Genomic DNA, 20,870 nt, shown 5'->3' on the forward strand with positions numbered 1-20,870 from the left:
GCGACCTACTGGGCCGCGACCCGCTCAAAGAGATGCTGGTACGAAACGATCAGCCCTTCGTCATCGACCAGCAGGTCCGCCTCGAAACCTCGCGAAACCCCCAGGTCGACATAGCGCAGGCGCCTGGGGCCCAGGCGGTCGTACCTCTGGCGGGAGCGGGCCACCGTCATGGCGGCGGCGTCGATGTAGCAGGTGTCAAGCGTCAGGCTCTCTCCCACCGCGGCGGGGGTTCGCCGGATTGGGAAGGTGTTGCAGAAGGGCGTGACGGAAAGGTCGGGCTCCTCCGCGCCATCCAGGTCGGCGCGGCGATGGCCGTCCACACACCAGCCCTCGCCCGCTCGCTCGAGGGTGAGGCGTTCGGTCCCCAGCGCTCCCGATCGCTCCACGTCCAGGCGGGTCGTCCGCCACTCGGGGGTCAGTTCCCATCGATGATCGAGGCGAAAGCCGCCGTCCTCCGCGCAGAGGATGGTGGACTGGGCGCTTACGCCGTCGGCGGAGAGGGTCAGCGACAGGCGCTCCAGCCCCGCCACATCGGTTCGCCGCCAGAACAGGATTTGGGAGGGAGGCATTTTGGCGTTTCGGCTGGCTGATGACCCGGACGATGATAACGCCCGGCCAGACCGGCCGTTCGCGAAAACCGGACCAGACAGTACGGTGACAGGCGCGGTATTCCCCCCTATCCCGGCCCCCGTGCGAGTGAAGCGATGTTGATCCCCGATCTGATCCTGCTGGCCTGGGTGCTGGCCCTGGCGGGGTGGCGGCTGGTCGCGCCGGGCTGGCGGCCCAGGTTGCGGATGGCCGCGGCCGGCCTGGGGGTGGCGCTGGCGGCGGGCCAATGGGCGCTCTGCGGCTTCACCTGGCAGGATCTGCCGGCGTATCTGCTGCTGGCGCTGAGCGCGCTGCCGCCGGTGCGGACGGGCGCCGTGCCGGGCTGGATCGGCCGGCTGGGCCTGGCCGGGCTCGCCGCCGCCTGTATCGGCGTCTGGATCCTGCCCGCGGTCCCGACCCTGCCGCCGCCCGACGGCCGCTACGCCGTCGCCACCCAGGTCTATCGCTGGACCGACGCCGCGCGGGGCGAGCCGCATACGGCCGACCCGAACGACCGGCGCAGCGTGATCGCCCAGGCCTGGTATCCGACGACGCGCCTCGAACGGCCCCGCGGCGGCGCGCGCATCCCCTATATCGACGGGATCGGCCAGATGCCCGGCCAGGTCAGCGTCATGCCCGGCTTCCTGCTGGCCCGCTACGGCCAGATCGACACCCACGCCCAGGCTGCCGCGCCGCTGGCGGCCGGCGATCGGCCCTGGCCGGTGGTGATCTTCTCGCCGGGCTATGGCGCCGCCCGCGCGGTCTACACCGGCCTCGCGACCCGGCTGGCCAGCCGCGGCTTCGTCGTCCTAGTGCTGGACCATCCTTTCGAGTCGGGGGTGACCCAGCTGCCCGACGGCCGGGTGGTCGGGACCCGGGAGCCGGCGCCGGGCAGTCCGGGCCGCCGCCGCTACATGCCCGACCAACAGGCGGTGCGGACCGCCGACATCCGCTTCGTCATCGACCAGCTGGCGCGTCCGGATGCGCTGTCGCCGCCGCTCCGGGGCCGGATCGAGACCTCGAAGGTGGCGGTGATCGGCCACTCCTTCGGCGGCGCGGCGGCGGCCATGGCGCTGAGCGAGGACCCCCGCGTCGTCGCCGCCGCCAACATCGACGGCACGCCCTATGGCGACCTGCCGGACCGCCGGCTCACCCGGCCCTTCCTGCTGCTGCAGAGCGACCAGGCCGAGACGCACCACGGCGAACTCTTCATCAACGGCAACGGCAGGCTGCTGGCCCAGATGACCGCGCCCGGCTTCCACTATGAGATCAGGCGCGCCAACCACTACAGCTTCACCGACGCGCCCTTCTTCTTCGCCCCACCGGGCCGCTGGCTGCTGGCCCAGGTGATGGGCGGCGGACGCGGCCCCGCGGCCACCCAGCAGGCGACGGCCGACATCCTGGCGGCCTTCCTCTCAGGCCCGCTCACCGGCGTTCCCGCCGACCTCACCGCGACGGCCGCCCGTTATCCCGGCGTGACGGGCGGGCCGGTGAAGCCCGGACTCAAGAGCACGGCGGCGTCGAAGGATTGAGGTCCCGTCCGGTCAGTCGGCCAGGAGGCCGTGCCGGATCAGGCTTTCCGCCGCCGCGACGATCGCCTCCTCCCGGGGTCGTGGAGACCACCCCAGCCGGCGCACGGCCTTCTCGCTCGTGGCGTTGAGGTTGAGGCCGAGAAACGGGACCAGGGCCTTCAGCGCCGGGTTGGCGGCCGCGCCCAGGCGCACGACGGTGTTGGGGATCTCCCGCGTCGGGACCTTCCGGGCCGCCGCGCCCAGTCTCTGGCGCAGGAGGCGGGCGACCTCGATCATCCAGAGGCTGTCGCCGGCGGTGGCGATGAAGCGCTCGCCCCTGGCGGCCGGATCGGTCATGGCCCGCAGGTGCAGGTCGGCGAGGTCGCGAACATCGACATAGCCGGAATTGACCTTCGGACAGCCGGGCATGCCGTCCAGCATGGTTTTGATCATCCGGATGGAGTGGGAGTAGTCGGGCCCCAGGACCGGCCCCAGGACCGCGGCGGGATTGATGGCCGTAAGCTCCAGTCCCCGCCCCTCGGCCGCCGCGAACGCCCAGGCCGCCTTTTCGGAGAGGGTTTTCGATTTCTGATAGGGCGCGACGTCGCCCTCGAGGTTGGTCCAGTCCTCCTCGTTGAACGGCCGCGTCATCGGTTTGTGGCCCATGGCGACGGCGCCGATCGCCGAGGTCAGCACCACGCGCCCCACGCCCGCGTCGCGGGCCGCCCGCAGGACCCGCAGGTTGCCGTCGACCGCCGGCCGCACCCAGTCCTCCTCCCGGACCTGGTCTCCCGACGGCGTGGGCGACGCGCCGTGCAGGACATAGGCGCAGCCCGCGGCGGCCTCGGGCCAGCCAGCGTCCGCGCCCAGGTCGGCCGTAACGAAGGACAGCCGCTCGCCCGCCTCGACGCCGCCGGTCCTGAGATTGCCCCGCACCTCGCCTTCGCGCGCCAGGGTGCGAACGGTGGTCCGCACCCGGTAGCCCGCGTTCAGCAGGGCCAGGATGCAGTGCTGGGCGATGAAGCCCGTTCCCCCGGTCACCAGGACCATCCTGTCGTTCGCCATGAGCTGACCTTCCGATGCGCGGCTGAAACTCATGGCAGGTTACCGGCCGCGCTCCGGACGGAGAATGCTTGTGGGTGCGAGTTACTTGCGCGAAAGTGCGAGAATGGATGCGGACCCCTTCTCCGAAATCCTGCACCTCACCGAGGCGCAGGCCGTGCTGGCCGGCGGCTTCACGGCCGGCGGGCCGTGGGCGATCCGCTTTCCCGCGCGCGAGAAGATCAAGCTGTCGGCCGTGCTGTCCGGCTCCTGCTGGATCCGCCTCGACGGCGAGGTAGAGCCCGTGCGCCTCGAGGCCGGCGATGTCGGCCTGCTGGCCGCCCAGCGCTCCTATGTGATGGCCAGCGATCTCAGCCTCGAGCCCATCGAGGCGACGAGCCTGTTCTCCGGCGCCGGCCGGTCCATGGCGGTGCTGGGCGACGGCGGCGACTTCAGCTTCATCGGCGGCCATATCCAGCTCAACCCGTCGAACGGAGCGCTGCTGGCCGACGTCCTGCCGCCCTGGCTGCACATCAAGGCCGGCCTGCCCGAGGCCTCGACCTTCCAGTGGCTGCTCAACCAACTGGTCGAGGAGGGCTCGCTGGCCCGGCCCGGCGCGCGGCTGGTGTCGAACCACCTGGCCCAGCTGCTGTTCACCCAGATCCTGCGGGCGCACCTGAAGACCGTCGGACCGATGCCGGCCGGCTGGTTGCGCGCCCTGGCCGACCGCCGGGCCGCGCCGGCCTTGCGCCTGATGCACGGCGATCCGGGCCGGGACTGGCGTCTGGACGAGCTGGCCAGGGCCTGCGCCATGTCGCGCACCAGCTTCGCCGGCCACTTCAAGGCCGTCGCGGGCCGGGCGCCGCTGAACTACCTCATGCAGTGGCGCATGCGCCTGGCCGAACGGGCGCTGCGGGACGAGACGACGCCCATCGCCCAGATCGGCCAGACCCTGGGCTATGCCTCCGAGAGCGCCTTCAGCAACGCCTTCAAACGGCAGACGGGCGAGCCGCCCCGCGCCTTCCGGACCCGAGCGCGGCAGGGCTCCTGGCGGGCCTGACGGTCCGCCGATCTACGCTCCGCCCCGCCGCCTCACCATCCCCAGCCCGCACAGCCCCAGCGTCGCCAACACGCAAAGCCAGACGAACAGGTCGCCGGTCATCCCGTACAGCGTCGTCACCCCTTTCGTCGGGACGTCCACGAGCAGCGTATAGGCCTCGCCCGGCAGGGTATTCTGGCTGGCCAGCACCCGGCCGTACGGGTCGAAGGCGCCCGAGACGCCCTGGTAGTCGATGCGGACCAGGGCATAGCCGTTCTCGATGGCCCGCAGCCGGGCCAGGCGCATGGTGTGGACATGGCCCATCTCCGGCCAGTCCCAGCCGGGCAGCAGCAGGATGTCGGCCTTGGCGCGGGCCAGGGGCGGGAAGTCGCCGTCGTAGCAGATGATGCTGCTCAGGCGGCCATAGGGCGTATCGGCGACCGGGGCGGGGCCCTTGAAGGGGGCGACCGGCTCCATCCCCGGCACCGGATGGTTCTTGCGGTAATGCCAGAGCTGCCGGCCGTCCGGGGCGAACAGGTAGGTCTCGTTGCGCTCGAACGGCACGCCGATGGCGGCGTTGATATAGATCCCCTCGACCCTGGCCAGGGCGGCGACCCTGGCCAGCAGGGCCGGCTTGTCGGCCTCCAGCACCGGGGCGCCGGTCTCCGACCACTGCACGATCTTCGCCCCCGAACGGGCGGCGGCCTGGGTGTCGGCCAGGAGCCTGTCCTGCACCCGGGCGTAGGCGGCCCGCGCCCGTGGCGTCGCCACGGCGGCGCGCGCGGCGGCGGAGGGCGGCCAGTTCGCCATGGTGACCCCGGCCCAGGCCGGCCCGCGCAGGGCGGTCGGCGGAACGACGCCGGCGATCTTCACCGTCGGGCCGGGCGCGGCGGCGGACGACTGCATCAGCCGCGCCTCGCCGAACGCCAGGACGGCCGCCAGCACCACCGCCGCGGCGCCGCCATAGCGGATGAGGCTGGCGCGCGTGGGGCGCTCCCAGACCTGGTTGGCGGCGGTGGCGATGAGCGCGATCAGGAAGCCGATGGCGTAGGGGCCGAAGAGCGAGATGACCTGCATCAGGGCCAGGGTCTCGGCCTGGGTGACGGCGCGGGTCCCGATGGCCGTGCCGACCGGCAGCAGGCTGGCGGCGGCGAACTCGGTCATGACCCAGGCCAGCGGCATCAGCAACAGGCGGGCGGGGCTGCTCAGCCGGCCGCCGACCAGCCGGTCGAGGATGTAGGGGATGGCGAACAGCAGGCCCAGGACCAGGCACAGGACGATGGCGATCGGGGTGAAGGGCGCGGCGGCCTCGAGCATGTAGACGGCCATCTGCAGCCCGGCGGCGACGACCACCCCGGCGATGGCGGGCGCCGGCCGGCTGGTCCGGCTGAACCGCAGCAGCAGCGCCGGGGCGATCCAGGCGGCCAGCGGGACGTCGAACCGCCCGTCCACCGCCAGCAGCGCCACCATCCCGCCCAGGACCAGCCAGAGCCAGGGGCGGGCGGGGGCCAGGCTCAGGCCGCTCGTTTCGCTGTGGGTGATCGACGCCATGCTGGCCCCCTGATCGTTGTCGCCATAATCGTTATAATCTATAACGATTCCGCAGATTGACGATTTCGTCAAGCCGGGAGAGAAGCGGCGCATGTCCGCCCCCCACCCCCGCCGCAGCTTCGCCAACCACGCCGTGCGGCTGGGCGAGCTGGTGCTGGCGCGGGCCGAGGCGGCGGTGGCGCCGCTGGGGATCAGGGCGCTGGCCCTGGACACCCTGGTCTGCATCAAGGACGGCTACGGCCGCTCGCAGCAGGACCTGGCCCGGCGGCTGGGCATCTATGCCCCGCAGATGGTCGGGCTGATCGACACCCTGGAGCAGAAGGGCCTGGTCGAGCGCCAGGTCAGCCCCGCCGACCGCCGCCGCCACGTGCTGGTGCTGACCCCGGCGGGCGAGGCGCTGCTGGGCCAGGGCCTGGCCATCGCCGAGACCCTGGAGGCCGAACTGTTCGGCGCGGTGACGGCCGAGCAGAAGGCCTGGTTCCAGGCCCTGGTCGAACGCCTGGAAGGCGCCGCCCCGCCGCTGGACTGCAAATAGGGCCGCGAGCGCCCTACCCCCTGCACCTCAGCGCCTCGACGAGCCGCGCGAAGGCCGGGGCTCAGCCGCCGCCGGCCGGGGAGACGCCCTGGGCCGCCCGCGCCAACACGCGCGCCGCTTCGGCGCCGGCGGCGAGGATGCGGTCCGACTGCGCCTTCGAGGGCACGGCCCGGGCGAGCTGCAGCGCGCCGATGAGGACCGCATAGATGGCCAGGGCGACGCCTTGCGGGTCGGGGGTCCGCGGCGGCAGGGTCTGGGCGAACTGGGCGACGACGCCTTCCAGCTGCTCGGCGAACAGCGCCCGGGTCTCCTCCGGCTGGCGGGCGACTTCCGGCAGCAGCGCGGCCGAGGCGCAGCCCCGTCCCGGGTTGTCGCGGTGCTCGGCCGACAGATAGGCCGCCAGGACCGCCTCCAGTCCCCCGGCGGCCAGGGCCCGCTCCAGCAGGTTCGCCTGGTCCTCCAGCGCGGTCCCCAGGCTCTCGCGGACCAGGTCGGCCTTTGAGCGGAAGTGCGGATAGAAGGCCCCGTTGGTGAGTCCGGCCTCGGTCATGATGCCGGCCAGGCCCGAGGCGGCGATGCCGTCACGGCGGAATCGCTCGGCCGCGATCTCGGTGATCCGGCGGCGGGAAACGTCCTTGCGTCCTTTTTCGTAGCGCATGAGCCAGTATACCGGGGAGCCTATTGCATTACGAACATAATGACATATTATGATCGTAATGCAACTGTCGGCCGAGGGCGATGGCTCGGCCCTGGAGACGCCCCCAGATCACCCAGCACAGGAGTCCTCAAGTGACCCGGCGAATAGAACTGTTCTACGATTTCCGCAGTCCCTACAGCTATCTGGCCTTCACCCAGCTGCTGCAGATGGATGTCGAGCTCGCGCTGCGGCCGATGCAAATCCTCAAGGTCATGGAGAAGGTCGGCAACGTGCCGACGACCATCACCTGCGCCGCCAAGGGCCAGTACGCCCGCGCCGACCTGGCGCGCTGGGGCCAGCGCTATGGCATTGCGTTCAACCCCTCGAACATGCGCGACAACGACGGCGACGCCTGCTCCCGCGCCGTGCTGGCGGCGAGCTCGCCCGCCGAGGCGAGCGCGATAACCCTGGCGCTCTACCGGGCCTCCTGGAGTGAGGGCAAGGCCCTGGCGACCACGGCCGACGTCCTCGCCGCGATCACGGCGGCGGGCCTGGACCCCGACCCTATCGCCGCCCGCATCGACGCGGCCGAGGTGGTCGCCCAGCTCGAAGCCAATACCGATGAAGCCGCCCGGCGCGGCGTCTTCGGCTCGCCGACCCTGTTCGTCGGGGAGGCGATGTTCTTCGGCAACGACCGGCTCGATTTCGTGCGCGAGGAACTGGCGCGCCTGGAGGAAGCAGCATGACCGTCGCCCAGACCAAACCGCTGGCCCTCGTCACCGGCGTCGGCCCCGGCACGGGCGCGGCGGTCGTCCGCCGCTTCGCCGAGGGCGGCTATCGCGTCGCTATGCTGGCCCGCGATGAGGCCAGGCTCGCCGCCCTGGAGGCGGAAATCCCCGGCGCGATCGCCATCCCCTGTGACGTCGCCGACCCCGCCGCGCTGGAGCGGGCGGTCGCCCAGGTCGGCGACCCCAGGGTCGTCGTCCACAACGCGGTCGGCGGGGCTTTCGGCACATTCCAGCAGGTCGAGGCCGAGGTGCTGCAGCGCAACTTCGAGATCAACACCCTGGCGCTGTTCCACCTGGCCCGGCTGACGGCGCCGGCGATGATCGCCGCGGGCGAGGGGGCGATCATCGTCACCGGCAACACCTCGGCGCAGCGTGGGCGGGCGGCTTTCGCCGGCTTTGCGCCGACCAAGGCGGCCCAGCGCATCCTGGCCGAATCCCTCGCCCGGGACCTCGGCCCCAAGGGCGTCCATGTCGCCTATCTGGTGATCGACGCGGTGATCGATGTGCCCTGGCAGCGTGCGCGCATGCCCGACGCGGCGGACGATTTCTTCATCTCGCCCGCCTCGATCGCCGCCGAGGTCCATCACCTGGCCCATCAGCCGCGCGACGCCTGGTCGTTCCTGGCCGAGGTTCGTCCCTTCCACGAGCCGTGGTGACCGCGATGGCCGACGATGTCGACGCCGCGCCCGACGGCCTTGGGCCGCTGCGGGCGATGATGAGCGGCGCGCTCAAGGCGCCGATGGGGGAGACGCTTGGCTTCCGCCTCGTCGAGGCCGAGGCCGGCCAGGTGGTGTTCGAGGGCCGGCCGGACCGCAGCGCCTACAACCCGTTCGGATCGGTGCATGGCGGCTATGCCGCAACCCTGCTCGACAGCGCCTGCGGCGTCGCGGTCCAGTCGCAACTGGGCCCGGGTCGCGGCCATACGACGCTGGAGCTCAAGGTGTCGTATCTGCGCGGCCTGAGCGAGCGGAGCGGCACGGTGCGCGCCACCGGTCGCGTCGTTACGGCCGGCCGCCGCGTGGCGTTCGCCGAGGCGACGCTCCATGACGGCGAGGGACGGCTTTGCGCGACAGCCACCTCGACCCTGCTGGTGTTCGACCTCGAACCCGGTTCCGGCCCCCGCCCCGCAACCGGGTCATGAAGGCCTTCGTCATCGACCGCTACAAGGGCGCCCTCGCCCTGCGGGATGTCGCCGACCCCATGCCCGGGCCCGGCGAGGTGGTGGTCGCGATCGTCGCGGCGAGCGTCAATCCGCTGGACCTGAAGCTGCGCGACGGCGAGTTCAAGGCGATCCTGCCCTACCGGATGCCGTTGATACTGGGCCATGACCTGGCCGGCGTCGTCGTGGCGGTCGGCCCTGGCGCGCAGCGCTTCAAGGCGGGCGACGAGGTTTTCGCGCGCCCGGACAAGGGCCGGATCGGCGCCTTCGCCGAGCGTATCGCCATCGCCGAGACCGATTTGGCGCTCAAGCCCGCCAGCCTTGGCATGTCGCAGGCCGCGTCCCTGCCGCTGGTCGCGCTCACGGCCTGGCAGGCGCTGGTCGAGCGCGCGCAGGTGAAGCCGGGACAGAAGGTGCTCATCCATGCCGGTTCCGGCGGTGTCGGCACGGTGGCCATTCAACTGGCCAAGCACCTCGGCGCAAGCGTGGCCACGACCGTGAGCGCCGACAGCATCGACCTGGTCCGGAGCCTGGGCGCGGACGTCGTCATCGACTACCGCAAGGAAGACTTCGCAAAGCAGCTGAGCGGCTATGACGTGGTGCTGAACTCGCTCGGTCCCGACGTGCTCGAAGCCTCGCTGGCCGTGCTGAAGCCGGGCGGCAGGCTGATCTCGATCTCCGGCCCGCCCGACCCTCAATTCGCCCGCGAGATCGGCGCCAACTGGGTTGTCCGCCAGCTGCTGCGCCTCCTCAGCTTCAATATCCGTCGCAGGGCGAGGAAGCGCGGCGTCGACTACTCGTTTCTGTTCATGCGCGCCGACGGCGCGCAGCTTGCCGGGATCGCCGGGCTGGTCGACGCCGGGGCGATCCGTCCGGTGATCGACCGCGTCTTCGCCTTCGCCGACACGCCCGCCGCCCTGGATCGGGTGGCGTCCGGACACGTGCGCGGCAAGGTGGTGATTTCCAGAGACGCCGCCGCCAGGCGGCCCACCGATGGCCCGTCTCTCTGAATCGGAGCGCGGTCGTGGACAACGCCGCCTGAGGGTTCTCCCCCCGCCGGTCAGGGTCTATCCTTCCCCTCACCTCAGCGGATGGAAGCCATGAGCGATACCGTAGGCCCCGGCGATCTGGTTCTGTGCGTCAACGCCGCCCCCAACCATGTGACGGGACAGCCCGTGCCCCTGGTGGCCGGGGAGACCTATCGGGTCCTCGACGTGATGGACTTCGCCTGCCCCTGCGGACGGTCCGACGCCCTGCTGGATGTCGGCGTCGACTTCGCCTGGTGCCAGACCCGCTTCCGCCTGTTGCCCAAGCCCAGGTCCGAGCCCCGGACGCGCAAGGTTTCGGCGCCGAAGGAGAAGGAGAGGGTCCGGTGAGAAACGGTTGGGCGGTATCCTGAGCTGAAATTCGGACGGGCGGACCGGCGAAAAGGGGGCGGCCATGTTTTCCAAGCTGTTCGGGTCAAGGCCGAAACCAGACGGCGATCAACCCAGGCCCCCGACCAGCGAGGCCGCCCGGGCCGAGGCCAAGGCCAATCCGGGGGGATGGGTCTACGAAATCGGCGGCGGCTACGACGCGGTCGAAGCCGTGCCGCCTCAGGCCATAAAGGGCGCGTGGAAGGTCGACGACCAGGGCGAGATCACGGGCGAATACAAGCCGAACCCCAACTTCGATCCCGCCTTCCGCAAACCCGGCCGCTGAACTGAAGCGGTCCGGGGCCGCTTCCTAGGTCAGGGCGCGGCCGTAGTGGGCGAACAGCTCGCCCCACCCCCGCTCGGCCGCCTCCGCGTCAAGTTCGCTCCGCCAGGTGAGCCCCGCCGCGTCCAGGTCGGCTCAAGCGGCCCACGCCTCCATCTCGTGCAGGGCCTTCAGCCCTGGATAGTCGCGCTTCTCCGGATAGAGATGGCGATAGTAGGCAGCCCAGTAGCTCGTCGCCCGCGCGCGAAGCACCCGAAACGCGCCCCGGTTTTCGCGGACCAGGTTTGCATAGATCGACCGGTTTAGCGCCGGCAGGCCGTCGTGAATGGGTTCGACGATCTCGCGCACGTAGTCGGCCAGAAGCGAGGCGACAAACGGCGCCGCCCAGGCGTCTCCAACGCCCAACAGCGACACGACGGCGCGCTGGCGCAGGTATCCATCGGTCGCGCGTGACACCAGGCAAAGCGCCGCTGGCGGCAGGCCGGCCATCATCGGATCGGTTGCGGACAGGCCGGGGAAATACAGGCGGTTGGGAAGCCGAACGGTCTCTCCCAGCACATCGAACTCGGCCGATCGCATTCGATAGCTATCGTCCACGAACCGGGAAAGACAGCCGATGGCCTGTTCCGCCAGAGCGCGGCCGGCGAACGGAAACGCGCCGCGTGCAGCCTCCGCGAATGGTTTTGGCGAGTTCCGGTCCATTACCGCGTCACCAGGGCACGGTCTGGCCGAAGCGGTCCAGGAAACGCAGGCCCGGCCGACCCCGTTGCGCCAGCAGCACATCGACAATCTGCGGCATGGCCTCTTCGACGCCGAACGGCGCGCCCGGGCCGCCCAGCTCGGTGCGGATCCAGCCGGGGGCCATCAGGACCATCGCCGCCTGCCCGTGGCGGCCGGCATAGCTGGCCATGGCCTGGTTCAGGGCCGCCTTGCTGGCGCGGTAGACGTCGTTGGCGCCGTTGGTGTTGTTGGCGAGGCTGCCCTGGCCCGAGGACATCACCCCGATCACCCCATCGGGCCCGGCCAGGGGGCCCAGCGCCTCGACGGCGCGCATGACGCCCAGAACATTGGTCAGCATGAGCTGGACGAATTCGTCCGTGGAAACCTGCGCCATGGTGTCGGCGGGCCGGCGGTTGGCGATGCCGCCACCCACGAAGACGATATCGAACCGCCGGCCGGCCAGGCGTTCGCTCAAGGCTTGGATCTGATCAGGGTCGGTCATGTCGAGCGTCTCGACCTCGACGCTGCCCGGCCGTTCGGCCGCCAGGGCATGCAGCGGGGTTGCGGCGGCCCGAACCGTGCCGACCACGGACCACCCCCTGGCCGCGAACTCGGCCGCCATCGCCTGGCCGAGGCCCCGCGAGGCGCCGACGATGAGGATCGATCCCCGCAGGTCCGGTGACGTGGAGCTCAGGCTGAGTCCTTTCGCGACGGCCAGGGCGGCGAACCGCCCAGGAAACTTTCGACCATCCCTGCAAAGACGTCGAGATCGATGTCTCCGATCGATTTGAACTTGATGCAATAGCCGGTGATCTTCGCCTTCCCGAGCGTCTGGCCGTAGGTCTGCGACAGGTATGTCTTGTCCTCGAGACCCATGACGTAGACCGATAGGCCCGTCGTGTGGGCGCTCAGCCCGATCCGGTAGAAGTCCCGGGTTTCGCCGCTGGCGTATCTGTGCGGCAGCACGCCGTAGCCGATGTTCGGGTTGGAAACGATTTTGCCCTCGTCGTTCCGGCCGTCCAGGAACCACAGCCTGCAGCCTGGCGCCGCGGCGAGGATGATCCGGTTCAAGGCCGCAAGCTCGTCGCGCCTGGGCTGAGGTTGGTCGGCGATATACTGGTCGATCTGTTCTTGCACGGTCATGTCGGCGCCCTTCCGGTCTCTTCCCAGAATGACGAACGGCCGTCGTGGAAAACCGACATCGTTCCTGAACTTTTCTCACCCTGCGGCCGGCCCCCTTGCCAGACGCCGATCCGCACGCTAAACACTGAACCACATGGTTCAGTTTTCGACACCCCGTCTCGACGCCTCCTTCGCCGCCCTCTCCGACGCCACCCGGCGCGGCGTGCTGGAGCAGCTGGGCCGTTCGGACGCCTCGATCACCGAGCTGGCCGACCGGTTCCACATGACCCTCACCGGCATGAAGAAGCATGTCGTCGTCCTGGAGCAGGCGGGGTTCGTCGCGACCGAGAAGATCGGGCGGGTGCGGACCTGCCGGCTGGGCCAGCGCCGGCTCGAGGAAGAGGCGGCCTGGATCGAGCGCTACCGCCAGCTCTGGGCCGCCCGCTTCGACGCCCTGGACGCGGTCGTCGAAGGCTTGAAACGCAGGGAGACAATCGATGAGTAACCCCACGACGGCCGAGCGGACGTCCGAGCGCGAGATGGTCGTCACCCGCACCTTCGACGCCCCGGCGCGCCTGGTGTTCGAGGCCTGGACCACGCCCGAGCTGATGATGCGGTGGTGGGCGCCCCGGTCGATGGGCATGACGCTGCGGTCCTGCGAGATGGATGTCCGCACCGGGGGCGGCTACCGCTTCGAGTTCGGCGAGGACGCCGCGAACACCTTCGCCTTCTTCGGCAAATACCTGGAAGTGACCCCGCCCAGGCGCCTGGTCTGGACCAATGACGAAGGCGAGGACGGCCCCGTCACCACCGTGACCTTCGAGGACAGGGACGGCCAGACCCTGCTGGTCCTGCACGAACTCTATCCCTCGAAGGAAGCCTTCGATCTTGGCCACGGCAGCGAGGACGGTCTGCCCGAGCAGTTCGAGCAGCTGGACGAGCTGCTCATCGCCCTGAGCGCAAGGGCCTGACGGCTACAGCTTGGAGACATCCAGCTGCGCCAGGCGTTCGCGGCGTTCCGCATAGCGCTCGCCCAGGGCGGCGGTGGACAGGAATGTCGCCAGTATCTGTTCGGCCGTCGCGGCGTCGAGGATGTCGGCCCCCAGAACCAGCATGTTGGCGTCGCCGTGCTGCCGGGCCCACTCAGCCTCCTGCGCCGTATGCAGCAGGGTCGAGCGCATGAACCCGAAGCGGTTGGAGGCCATCGCCATCATCTGGCCGCTGCCGCAGATCCCGACGGCGAAATCGGACCGGCCGCGCCTGATCTCGGCGACCAGGGCCAGGGCATAGTCCATGGCGTCGACCCGCTCGGCCGCGCTGTCCACGCCGCAGTCCATGACCTCATGATCGTGGGCCCGCAGCCAAGCCTTGAGCCGTTCCTTCAGGGCGACCCCCCTGTGGTCGGCGGCGATCGCGATGGGCTTGGCGGTCAGTAGGGCACCGCCGGCTGCTGCGCCGGCGGCGGGGCGTCCGGGGCGGGTTTGGACGTCTCGGCCGGCGGCTCGGGGGCGGGCGTCGGTTTCGGCTTGGCGGCCGGTTTGGGCTTGTCAGCCGGCTTGTCGCCGGTCGCCGAGGGCAGGGTCACCGGCTTGGGCTCGTCCAGCGCGGTGGCGGTGGTGTCCTCGCCGTCGGGCTTGGCCTCGTCCTTGGGCTTGGGCTTTTCGGCCGGCGCGGCGGCCGGGGCCGCCACGGCCGGGCTGTCGGTCAGCGGCTGGGCGTCGGGCGGCTCGTAGCCGGGGGCGGCGACCTTGCCCGGCCCGGCGCTCAGGGTCGAGCCGCCGGCCCAGGCGGGGGTGTCGCGGTGGGTGGCGGTGTGGAAGCCGTTGTAGAAGCCGAACGCCGCGCTCAGGACCAGCAGGCCCAGCACCCAGTAAAGGATCGGCGAAGTGCGCGTCATGAACCCTGTTCTAAGACGCTTCACGCGCCCCGGCTAGAGTCCCCTGCGACGTTCCGCCGCCCGGCCGGTTAGGATTTCGGCGACCGTGTTTCGCGTAAAGGTTGGTCAACCACAGGGGAGCCCCCATGCCGCTTCTGCAGCTCGAGCAACGCGCCGACGCCATCGACCAGGGCGGCGCCCTGATGGTCGTCGAGGTCCTGCTCAAGGCCTTGACCGCTCTGCCTCAGGGTCGCGACCTGCTGGTCCAGGCCATGGAAGACAAGACCCGCGAGATCGGCGAGATGGCCGGCCTCGGCTGCGCCGACCCCAGCACCCCGGCGGCCCTGGCCCTGATGCGGCAGGTGGTCGAAGAGGCCTGCGCGGCCTGAGGCCCGTCGGCATTGGCCGCAGACGGCATGGGGCGTCGGATTAAATTGGGAAGGAAGAGAAGGGGAAGAAGAAGCGTAAGCGACAGAGCTTCCCTGAGTCAGGCTTCACTCACCCATTGGTTCTCGTCGAGGCGCTTCGCGCCTCAATAGATCGCGGCTTGGAGATGGCCCACAGCATCGGCTCGGGCCCCTACCGCTTACGCTTCTTCTTCCCCTTCTCTTCCTTCCCAATTTAAACCCACCCTTGGGCCGCCCGCAGCCTGTGGCGCAGTGGCGCGGCCCTAGTCCTGCAAATCACTCGGCAGGGTCGGCTCGCTCAGCACCTTCTCCATCCGCTTCCACCGCGCGTCCTGGCCCGGCCCGGCGGCGGTGACATAGGCGCCCACCATGTCCTGGCCCAGGCCATAGTTGATCACATAGCTGCGGTAGTTTTCGGTGAAGCGCACCGACTGCTCGGCCCGGGCCCGGGAGACCAGACTGTATTTCTGGGTCAGGGTAATGGCCGTCTCGCGGTCGATCTTCCCATCGAGATACAGCTGCGCAATCGTCATCCGCGCCCCGGCCAGGGCCTTCATCGTCTCGCGCAGCTGGCCGTAGGCGGGCGCGCTCGCCGGATCCAGCCCGGCCAGCGGATACAGCACCTTGGCCTCGAACGCCGTGCGCTCTTCGCCGGGGAAGGCCAGGTCGATGCCGAAATTGCCCTCGCCCTCGGCGATCAGGCTGAGCGGCGAAAACAGCGGATAGACCTCGAACTCGATCCAGCCCCGCCGCTTCACCAGCCGGTCCTCGAGCAGGACATTATGGGTGTGGTGGCCCGGATAGCCCTCGTGGCAACCCAGGTCGACGGCCCGGTCGACGAAGATCGGCAGGTCGGTATTGACCTGGATCAGGCTGGTCGCCCCGCCCTTGTACCAGTTGTAGCCCGACCAGGACTTGCCGGTGACGAACTCCAGGGTGAAGGCCTCCTTGTCCGGCAGGCTGATATGGGCCTTTGTCCGGGTCCGGCATTCGGCGATGGCGGCGCGCATCACCGCGTCCAGCCGGTCCTTGGGGATGATGTAGCGGCTCTTGAAGGCCTCGACCCGGTCGGAGAGCGGCCCCTCGCCCGGAACCAGGGCCTCGACCCTGGCCAGCACCGGGTCGTAGGCGGCGAGCGGCTTGAGGCTGGGCCGCACGGCGAACAGCGCCTGCGCCTCGTCTTCGAAGCTGGACTTGGCGCCGCCGATCATGGCGATGCGGAATTTCACCGCCCCCAGGTGGGCGATCAGGAAGGCCTTGCGGCGGGCCTCCAGGCTGCCCGGCTTGCCGGGGACCGAAGCCTGCGCCGCCGCGATCAGCCGGTCGGCCTCGGCGGACAGTTCCGGCAGGGTGCGCTTGTCGGCCTTGGCCGCCGCCGCCCATTCGGCCGGGCCGTAATAGGCGTCGACATAGCCCTCCTCATGCTCGCCGACGCTCAGCACCAGCTTCACATAACCCTCGGCGACGGCGTCGAGACCGGTCGGCTTGGCGAGCGCGGGCGAGCCGCCGATCAGCAGGGCGAAGAGGAGGCTGGCGAGGCTGAGAAGGCGGCGCATGGAGCGACTCCCGGAAAGCGGAACGGCCGCAAGGTTCGACCACGAAAAACACGAAAAGACACGCAATTTAGGGGTGCGGTGGCGCGGCCAAGTGGGATTAAGCCGCCTTCGGCGGGGAGGAAGAGGAGTTAAGAGGAGAAGAGTGAGGGGCCCTAGTCGAAGGACCGCCTGCGCCTGGGCCACATTCGAACAGAGGGCTTATGGAGGCGCAAAGCGCCTCGAGAAGATTGCCAGGCTTTGACGGCCCAGGCTCGATCCAGCGCCGTCGCTTGCTCTTCTCCTCTTGAACTCCTCTTCCTCCCCGCGAAGCGGCACTCTTTCAGGCATGTCCGCCACACGGCATCGAAACATGGACCCCTGCGTCCATTTTACACTTGCCGCCTGACGAGACCGGCGTATATCTCCCAAACTTGACCTTTAGCGTCCATTTTTCGCCCATACTGCGCTTCGGGGGGGCCGATGCCCGCTTTCACCAAGAAGATGATCGCCCCGGCCGCCGCCGGCGCCGCCGCCCTGGCCCTGGTGGTCGGGATCGGCTTCTGGTGGGCCGACAAGCAGCAGTTCGAATCCACCGACAACGCCTTCGTCCAGGCCGACACCGTCCAGGTCAGCCCGCAGGTTTCCGGCTATGTCGTCGAGGTGCTGGTCAGCGACAATCAGCGGGTCGAGGCCGGCCAGGTGGTCGCCCGCATCGATCCGGCCTCGATCCAGGCCCGGCTGGACCAGGCCATCGCCAACGCCGACGCCCTGGAAGCCGCCGTCCGCGCCGTCGACGACAAGGCCTCGCTCGAAACCGCCATGATCGCCCAGCGCCAGGCCGGGGTGCAGAGCGCCCAGGCCGAGGCCGGCCGCATGAACGCCGACATCCGCCGCTATGGCGACCTGGCCGCCAAGGGCTGGGTCTCCGACCAGAAGGTCCAGTCGGTGCGGGCCGGCGCCGCCCAGTCCGCCGCCGCCGTCTCCCAGGCCCAGGCGGCGCTTGAAGCCGAGCGCAAGCAGGCCGAGTCCCTCGGCTCGGCCAAGGCCCAGACCCTGGCCCAGCTGGCCGCCGCCCGGGCCGCCGTGCAGCAGGCCCGCATTGACCTCGACCGCACCGTCATCCGCGCCCCGGTCTCGGGCGTGGTCGGGGCCCGCTCCGTTCGCCCGGGGCAGCTTGTGCAACCCGGCGTATCCCTCATGGCGATCGTGCCGCTGGGCCAGACCTTCATCGTCGCCAACTTCAAGGAAACCCAGATGGCGCGGCTGCGCATCGGCCAGCCGGTCGAGATCCGCGCCGACGCCTTTGGCAAGGCGACGATCAAGGGCCGGGTCGACAGCTTCGCCCCCGCCACCGGCGCCGAGTTCGCCCTGATCCCGGTCGAGAACGCCGTGGGCAACTTCACCAAGATCGCCCAGCGGGTGCCGGTGAAGATCGCCATCGACCGCGGCACGCCCACCGGCCGCGCCCTGCGGCCCGGCCTGTCGGTCGAGATCAAGGTCGATGTGCGCGACCGCAGCGGGACCAGCTTCGCCGAGTCCGCCGCCGACCAGCCGATCCTGGCCAGCCAACCCTCAACCACCCGCTAGAACCATGACGGACGCGGCCGCCACCGCCGGGCCGATCCCGCAGACGCCGCCTTCCGGGCCGGCGCCGCAAAAGGCCATGGACGGCTCGACCGTCAACTGGGGCATGCTGTTCCTGGGCTTTGGCGGCATGGTCATCGGCCAGTTCATGGCCATCCTGGACATCCAGATCGTCTCGGCCTCGCTGCCGCAGATCCAGGCCGGGGTGGGGGCCAGCGCCGACCAGGTCAGCTGGATCCAGACCGCCTATCTGATCCCCGAAGTGGTGATGATCCCGCTCAGCTCGTACCTGTCGCGGCTGTGGGGCACCCAGCGGGTCTTCCTGGCCAGCTGTTTCGGCTTCATCGCCATGAGCGTGCTGGCCGGCCTCTCCACCAGCATCGACTTCATGATCGTGACGAGGGCCCTGCAGGGCTTCGTCGGCGGGGCCATGGTGCCGACGGTGTTCGCCACCGCCTTCAGCGCCTTCCCGCCCGAGCGCCGCACCACCGCCAATGTCATCACCGGCATGATCGTCACCCTGGCCCCCACCATCGGCCCGGCCCTGGGCGGCCATGTCACCGAGTGGCTGGACTGGCGCTGGCTGTTCTTCATCAATGTCGGCCCCGGGGCGCTGAGCCTCTTCCTGGTCTGGCGCTACGGCAATTTCGACAAGGGCGACCGCTCGCTGGCCACGAATTTCGACTGGTTCGGCCTCAGCGTCATGGCCGTCTTCCTGATGAGCCTGCAGTACGTCCTGGAGGAGGGCGCCAAGGACAACTGGTTCCACGAGGACAAGATCCTCTGGCTGGCGGTGCTGGCCCTGATCACCGGCACGGTCTTCATCTGGCGCAATCTGACCTACTTCAAGCCTATCGTGCAGCTGAGAGCCTTCCAGGACCGCAACTTCGCCCTCGGCGTCTGCATGACCGCCGTCTCGGGGGCCAGCCTTTATGGCGGCACCTTCATCCTGCCGCTGTTCCTGGGCCGGATCCGCGGCTATTCGGCCGCCGAGGTTGGGACCACCATGCTGGTCTCGGGCCTCTGCATGTTCTTCACCGGCCCGACCATCGGCTCGATCGTGCGCAAGGTCGATCCGCGCCTGCCGATGATCGTCGGGTTCGGGATGGTGGCCTGGGGCATGTGGCTGGGCCACGCCGTCACCGCCGACTGGGGCTTCTGGCAGTTCGCCGGCCTGCAGGCCTGGCGCGGCGTGGGCGTGATGGTGGCGATGATCGCCACCACCCAGATGACCATGTCGACCCTCACCCCCCAGATGATCAAGGACGCCTCGGGGATGGTGAACCTGTCGCGCAATGTCGGCGGAGCCATGGCCATGGCGTTGATCTCCACCACCCTGGCCACCCAGACCGCCGTCCATATGAACGAGCTCTCCGCCGCCATGAGCACGGCCAGCGGCGAGGCGGTGGCGATGATGAACGGGCTGACCATGCGCATGCAGCAGCTGGGCGTCACCGATCCGCAGGGCGCCGCCTACAAGGCCATGCACTACATCCTCTACCAGAAGGCCCAGCTGCTGGCCTTCGGGGACGCCTTCGCCCTGCTGTCCCTGGGAGCGGTCGCCGCCGCCTTCCTGTCGATCTTCACCGCGCCCGCCAAGATGGCCCCGGGCGGTCCAGACATGTCGGAGGCCCACTAGATGCCGCGCCTGGCCGGACAGATCGACCTCGCCAAGAGCGAGGCCATCCTCGACGCCGCCTCCGAGGTGCTGGCCGAGCGCGGCCTGGCCGCTCCCATCGAGGAGATCGCCCGCCGCGCCGGGGTCTCCAAGCAGACGGTCTACAACCATTTCGGCTCCAAGACCGAGCTGGTGCGCGAACTGGTCGCCCGCCGGGTCTCAAGCATGACCGCGCCCCTGCGCGAGCAGGACGCCGAGGCCCATCCCGAGGAAGCCCTGGCCGCCTACGCCCTCACCCTGATCCGGGTGGTGACGGCCCGCACCTACAGCCTGATGCGCATCACCATGCAGAGCGCCGCCGAGATGCCGGACCTGGCCCGCGAGGTGTTCGAGAACGGCCCCAAGGCCAGCCGCGCCCAGCTGGCGCGATTCCTGGAAATCGAGGTCAAGGCCGGGCGCCTCGCCATCGACGACATCCCCCAGGCGGCGGACTTCTTCGCCGGCATGGTGGTCAGCCACAGGCAGACCCAGGCGTTATTGGGGTTGGCCGATCCGCCAACGGATGAGGAGGCCGAGCGCACGGCGAAGGCGGCGGCAAGGGTGTTCATGCGGGCGTACGCGCCCTAGCTGCTCCCCCTCTGGGGGAGCTGTCGCGGAGCGACTGAGGGGGCTACATCCACGGGCCAAACGGCAGCGGACGGTGACGCCGACATGTCAGAAAGGAGCCCGTGGCTGAAGCCCCCTTCGGCCCTCCGGGCCACTTCCCCCAGAGGGGGAAGAGCGGGAGCCCGCGCCAGCCCCGAGCCCTCAAGCGTTCCCGATCGTCACCGTATCGCTGCCCGACGCCTGCCGCGCCGCATAGACGGCCGCGAAGTCGATGGGCTCCAGCATGAACGGCGGGAAGCCGCCTTCGCCGGTCATGTCCGAGATCACCCGGCGGGCATAGGGGAACAAAAAGCGCGGGCATTCGATCAGCAGCACGCGTTCCAGCTCGCTCTCCGGAACCCCGACCACCTGGAAGAGGCCGCCATAGACCAGCTCGATCACGAAGGCCGTTTCCGCGCCGCGCTCGGCCTTGACCGTCAGCTTCAGGTCGATCTCATAAAGGTCGTCGGGACGGCGGCGGGCGTTCAGTTCCACGCCGATGTCGATGGCCGGCTGGCCGCCCGTGGCGCGCAGCGACTCCGGGGCCAGGGGGTTTTCGAACGACAGGTCGCGGACATACTGGGCCAGGATGTTGAAGCCGGGCTGCTGTTCGGCGCCAGAATCGTCTTGAGGAGGCGTGTCGGTCATGAAAACGAAAGTCCGTCCGGAGTGTGGGCGTGGGCCCTAAGGCCCTGAAACGCCATGAAAAGGGCGAGCCGGGCTGCTAACACGAGAGCCCCTCGCCGTGCAACGTCACGCCACTTTAAGGGGTTATGTGCGCAATCCCTGACTTGGGCCGCCGTACGGCCTATATAG

Annotated in this window: 26 protein-coding genes; 15 read left to right on the forward strand and 11 right to left on the reverse strand. The window is 69.7% G+C overall.

Annotated features, from left to right (window positions below):
• Positions 1-5: 5 nt before the first annotated feature.
• A complete protein-coding gene (locus QO010_RS15070; RefSeq protein ID WP_307350455.1) occupies positions 6-569 on the reverse strand; it encodes a putative glycolipid-binding domain-containing protein in 564 nt (187 codons plus the stop codon).
• A gap of 135 nt (positions 570-704) precedes the next feature.
• Between QO010_RS15070 and QO010_RS15075 the strand changes: the two genes are divergently transcribed.
• Positions 705-2,120: an alpha/beta hydrolase family protein gene (locus QO010_RS15075; RefSeq protein WP_307350457.1), complete on the forward strand. Its 1,416-nt coding sequence runs from the start codon at positions 705-707 to the stop codon at positions 2,118-2,120.
• Between the two features lie 12 nt (positions 2,121-2,132).
• On the opposite strand, the gene QO010_RS15080 is transcribed toward QO010_RS15075, so the two are convergent.
• Positions 2,133-3,164, reverse strand: a complete 1,032-nt coding sequence (locus QO010_RS15080; RefSeq protein WP_307350459.1) for an SDR family oxidoreductase — start codon at positions 3,162-3,164, stop codon at positions 2,133-2,135.
• A gap of 103 nt (positions 3,165-3,267) precedes the next feature.
• Here QO010_RS15080 and QO010_RS15085 point away from each other — a divergent pair, with 103 nt between their 5' ends.
• Positions 3,268-4,200, forward strand: a complete 933-nt coding sequence (locus QO010_RS15085) for an AraC family transcriptional regulator (RefSeq protein ID WP_307350460.1) — start codon at positions 3,268-3,270, stop codon at positions 4,198-4,200.
• 12 nt (positions 4,201-4,212) lie between these two features.
• On the opposite strand, the gene QO010_RS15090 is transcribed toward QO010_RS15085, so the two are convergent.
• Positions 4,213-5,730, reverse strand: a complete 1,518-nt coding sequence (locus QO010_RS15090; protein WP_307350461.1) for a nitrilase-related carbon-nitrogen hydrolase — start codon at positions 5,728-5,730, stop codon at positions 4,213-4,215.
• Between the two features lie 91 nt (positions 5,731-5,821).
• Here QO010_RS15090 and QO010_RS15095 point away from each other — a divergent pair, with 91 nt between their 5' ends.
• Complete coding sequence (locus tag QO010_RS15095; protein WP_307350462.1) at positions 5,822-6,265, forward strand: MarR family winged helix-turn-helix transcriptional regulator; 444 nt, start codon at positions 5,822-5,824, stop codon at positions 6,263-6,265.
• A 61-nt stretch (positions 6,266-6,326) separates the two neighbouring features.
• Here QO010_RS15095 and QO010_RS15100 read toward each other — a convergent pair whose 3' ends face one another.
• Positions 6,327-6,923 (reverse strand): TetR/AcrR family transcriptional regulator, encoded by a 597-nt coding sequence (locus tag QO010_RS15100; RefSeq protein WP_307350463.1) that lies wholly within the window; start codon positions 6,921-6,923, stop codon positions 6,327-6,329.
• Between the two features lie 131 nt (positions 6,924-7,054).
• On the opposite strand from QO010_RS15100, the gene QO010_RS15105 reads away from it, so the two are divergent.
• The 6 genes from QO010_RS15105 to QO010_RS15130 all read left to right on the forward strand — a co-directional run bounded on the left by QO010_RS15105 (position 7,055) and on the right by QO010_RS15130 (position 10,550).
• Entirely contained in the window at positions 7,055-7,648 is a 594-nt protein-coding gene (locus QO010_RS15105; protein WP_307350464.1) for a 2-hydroxychromene-2-carboxylate isomerase, read from the forward strand.
• Positions 7,645-8,346 (forward strand): SDR family NAD(P)-dependent oxidoreductase, encoded by a 702-nt coding sequence (locus QO010_RS15110; protein ID WP_307350465.1) that lies wholly within the window; start codon positions 7,645-7,647, stop codon positions 8,344-8,346. The genes QO010_RS15105 and QO010_RS15110 overlap by 4 nt, the downstream gene beginning before the upstream one ends.
• Positions 8,347-8,351: 5 nt before the next feature.
• Positions 8,352-8,831 (forward strand): PaaI family thioesterase, encoded by a 480-nt coding sequence (locus QO010_RS15115; RefSeq protein ID WP_307350466.1) that lies wholly within the window; start codon positions 8,352-8,354, stop codon positions 8,829-8,831.
• The gene (locus QO010_RS15120; RefSeq protein ID WP_307350467.1) at positions 8,828-9,859 is read left to right on the forward strand and encodes an NADP-dependent oxidoreductase; all 1,032 of its coding nucleotides are present in this window, start codon (positions 8,828-8,830) and stop codon (positions 9,857-9,859) included. The genes QO010_RS15115 and QO010_RS15120 overlap by 4 nt, the downstream gene beginning before the upstream one ends.
• 90 nt (positions 9,860-9,949) lie before the next feature.
• The gene (locus QO010_RS15125) at positions 9,950-10,225 is read left to right on the forward strand and encodes a hypothetical protein (RefSeq protein WP_307350468.1); all 276 of its coding nucleotides are present in this window, start codon (positions 9,950-9,952) and stop codon (positions 10,223-10,225) included.
• Between the two features lie 64 nt (positions 10,226-10,289).
• Positions 10,290-10,550 (forward strand): hypothetical protein, encoded by a 261-nt coding sequence (locus QO010_RS15130; protein WP_307350469.1) that lies wholly within the window; start codon positions 10,290-10,292, stop codon positions 10,548-10,550.
• Positions 10,551-10,682: 132 nt separating this feature from the next.
• Here QO010_RS15130 and QO010_RS15135 read toward each other — a convergent pair whose 3' ends face one another.
• Genes QO010_RS15135 through QO010_RS15145 form a run of 3 tightly spaced genes read right to left on the reverse strand, consistent with a single transcriptional unit; the run spans position 10,683 to position 12,410 of the window.
• A complete protein-coding gene (locus tag QO010_RS15135) occupies positions 10,683-11,249 on the reverse strand; it encodes a hypothetical protein (protein WP_307350470.1) in 567 nt (188 codons plus the stop codon).
• Between the two features lie 7 nt (positions 11,250-11,256).
• Positions 11,257-11,985 (reverse strand): SDR family NAD(P)-dependent oxidoreductase, encoded by a 729-nt coding sequence (locus tag QO010_RS15140; protein ID WP_307350792.1) that lies wholly within the window; start codon positions 11,983-11,985, stop codon positions 11,257-11,259.
• Positions 11,958-12,410: a DUF1801 domain-containing protein gene (locus QO010_RS15145; protein WP_307350472.1), complete on the reverse strand. Its 453-nt coding sequence runs from the start codon at positions 12,408-12,410 to the stop codon at positions 11,958-11,960. Before QO010_RS15145 ends, QO010_RS15140 begins: the two co-directional genes overlap by 28 nt.
• A gap of 133 nt (positions 12,411-12,543) precedes the next feature.
• Between QO010_RS15145 and QO010_RS15150 the strand changes: the two genes are divergently transcribed.
• Both QO010_RS15150 and QO010_RS15155 read left to right on the forward strand, forming a co-directional pair.
• Positions 12,544-12,894, forward strand: a complete 351-nt coding sequence (locus QO010_RS15150; RefSeq protein WP_307350473.1) for an ArsR/SmtB family transcription factor — start codon at positions 12,544-12,546, stop codon at positions 12,892-12,894.
• The gene (locus tag QO010_RS15155; protein WP_307350474.1) at positions 12,887-13,360 is read left to right on the forward strand and encodes an SRPBCC family protein; all 474 of its coding nucleotides are present in this window, start codon (positions 12,887-12,889) and stop codon (positions 13,358-13,360) included. The genes QO010_RS15150 and QO010_RS15155 overlap by 8 nt, the downstream gene beginning before the upstream one ends.
• A gap of 3 nt (positions 13,361-13,363) precedes the next feature.
• Here QO010_RS15155 and QO010_RS15160 read toward each other — a convergent pair whose 3' ends face one another.
• Together QO010_RS15160 and QO010_RS15165 are read right to left on the reverse strand one after the other, a co-directional pair.
• Positions 13,364-13,822: an RpiB/LacA/LacB family sugar-phosphate isomerase gene (locus QO010_RS15160; protein ID WP_307350794.1), complete on the reverse strand. Its 459-nt coding sequence runs from the start codon at positions 13,820-13,822 to the stop codon at positions 13,364-13,366.
• Entirely contained in the window at positions 13,819-14,286 is a 468-nt protein-coding gene (locus tag QO010_RS15165; protein WP_307350475.1) for a hypothetical protein, read from the reverse strand. Before QO010_RS15165 ends, QO010_RS15160 begins: the two co-directional genes overlap by 4 nt.
• 125 nt (positions 14,287-14,411) lie before the next feature.
• Between QO010_RS15165 and QO010_RS15170 the strand changes: the two genes are divergently transcribed.
• Positions 14,412-14,654: a hypothetical protein gene (locus QO010_RS15170; RefSeq protein WP_307350476.1), complete on the forward strand. Its 243-nt coding sequence runs from the start codon at positions 14,412-14,414 to the stop codon at positions 14,652-14,654.
• A 281-nt stretch (positions 14,655-14,935) separates the two neighbouring features.
• On the opposite strand, the gene QO010_RS15175 is transcribed toward QO010_RS15170, so the two are convergent.
• Entirely contained in the window at positions 14,936-16,228 is a 1,293-nt protein-coding gene (locus QO010_RS15175; protein WP_307350477.1) for a hypothetical protein, read from the reverse strand.
• Between the two features lie 459 nt (positions 16,229-16,687).
• Between QO010_RS15175 and QO010_RS15180 the strand changes: the two genes are divergently transcribed.
• From QO010_RS15180 to QO010_RS15190, 3 genes are read left to right on the forward strand one after another with little or no spacing between them, the layout of a single operon-like run.
• A complete protein-coding gene (locus tag QO010_RS15180; protein ID WP_307350478.1) occupies positions 16,688-17,794 on the forward strand; it encodes an HlyD family secretion protein in 1,107 nt (368 codons plus the stop codon).
• A gap of 4 nt (positions 17,795-17,798) precedes the next feature.
• Entirely contained in the window at positions 17,799-19,430 is a 1,632-nt protein-coding gene (locus tag QO010_RS15185) for a DHA2 family efflux MFS transporter permease subunit (protein WP_370873764.1), read from the forward strand.
• Positions 19,431-20,036: a TetR/AcrR family transcriptional regulator gene (locus tag QO010_RS15190; protein WP_307350479.1), complete on the forward strand. Its 606-nt coding sequence runs from the start codon at positions 19,431-19,433 to the stop codon at positions 20,034-20,036. It begins immediately after the preceding gene.
• Positions 20,037-20,216: 180 nt separating this feature from the next.
• On the opposite strand, the gene secB is transcribed toward QO010_RS15190, so the two are convergent.
• Positions 20,217-20,702 carry a protein-export chaperone SecB gene (gene secB, locus QO010_RS15195; RefSeq protein WP_307350480.1) on the reverse strand — a complete coding sequence of 162 codons (486 nt, stop codon included), beginning with the start codon at positions 20,700-20,702 and terminating at the stop codon, positions 20,217-20,219.
• Between the last annotated feature and the right edge of the window lie 168 nt (positions 20,703-20,870).

The sequence above is a fragment of the Caulobacter ginsengisoli genome, from assembly GCF_030814835.1.
In the GTDB taxonomy this organism is placed as follows: domain Bacteria; phylum Pseudomonadota; class Alphaproteobacteria; order Caulobacterales; family Caulobacteraceae; genus Caulobacter; species Caulobacter ginsengisoli.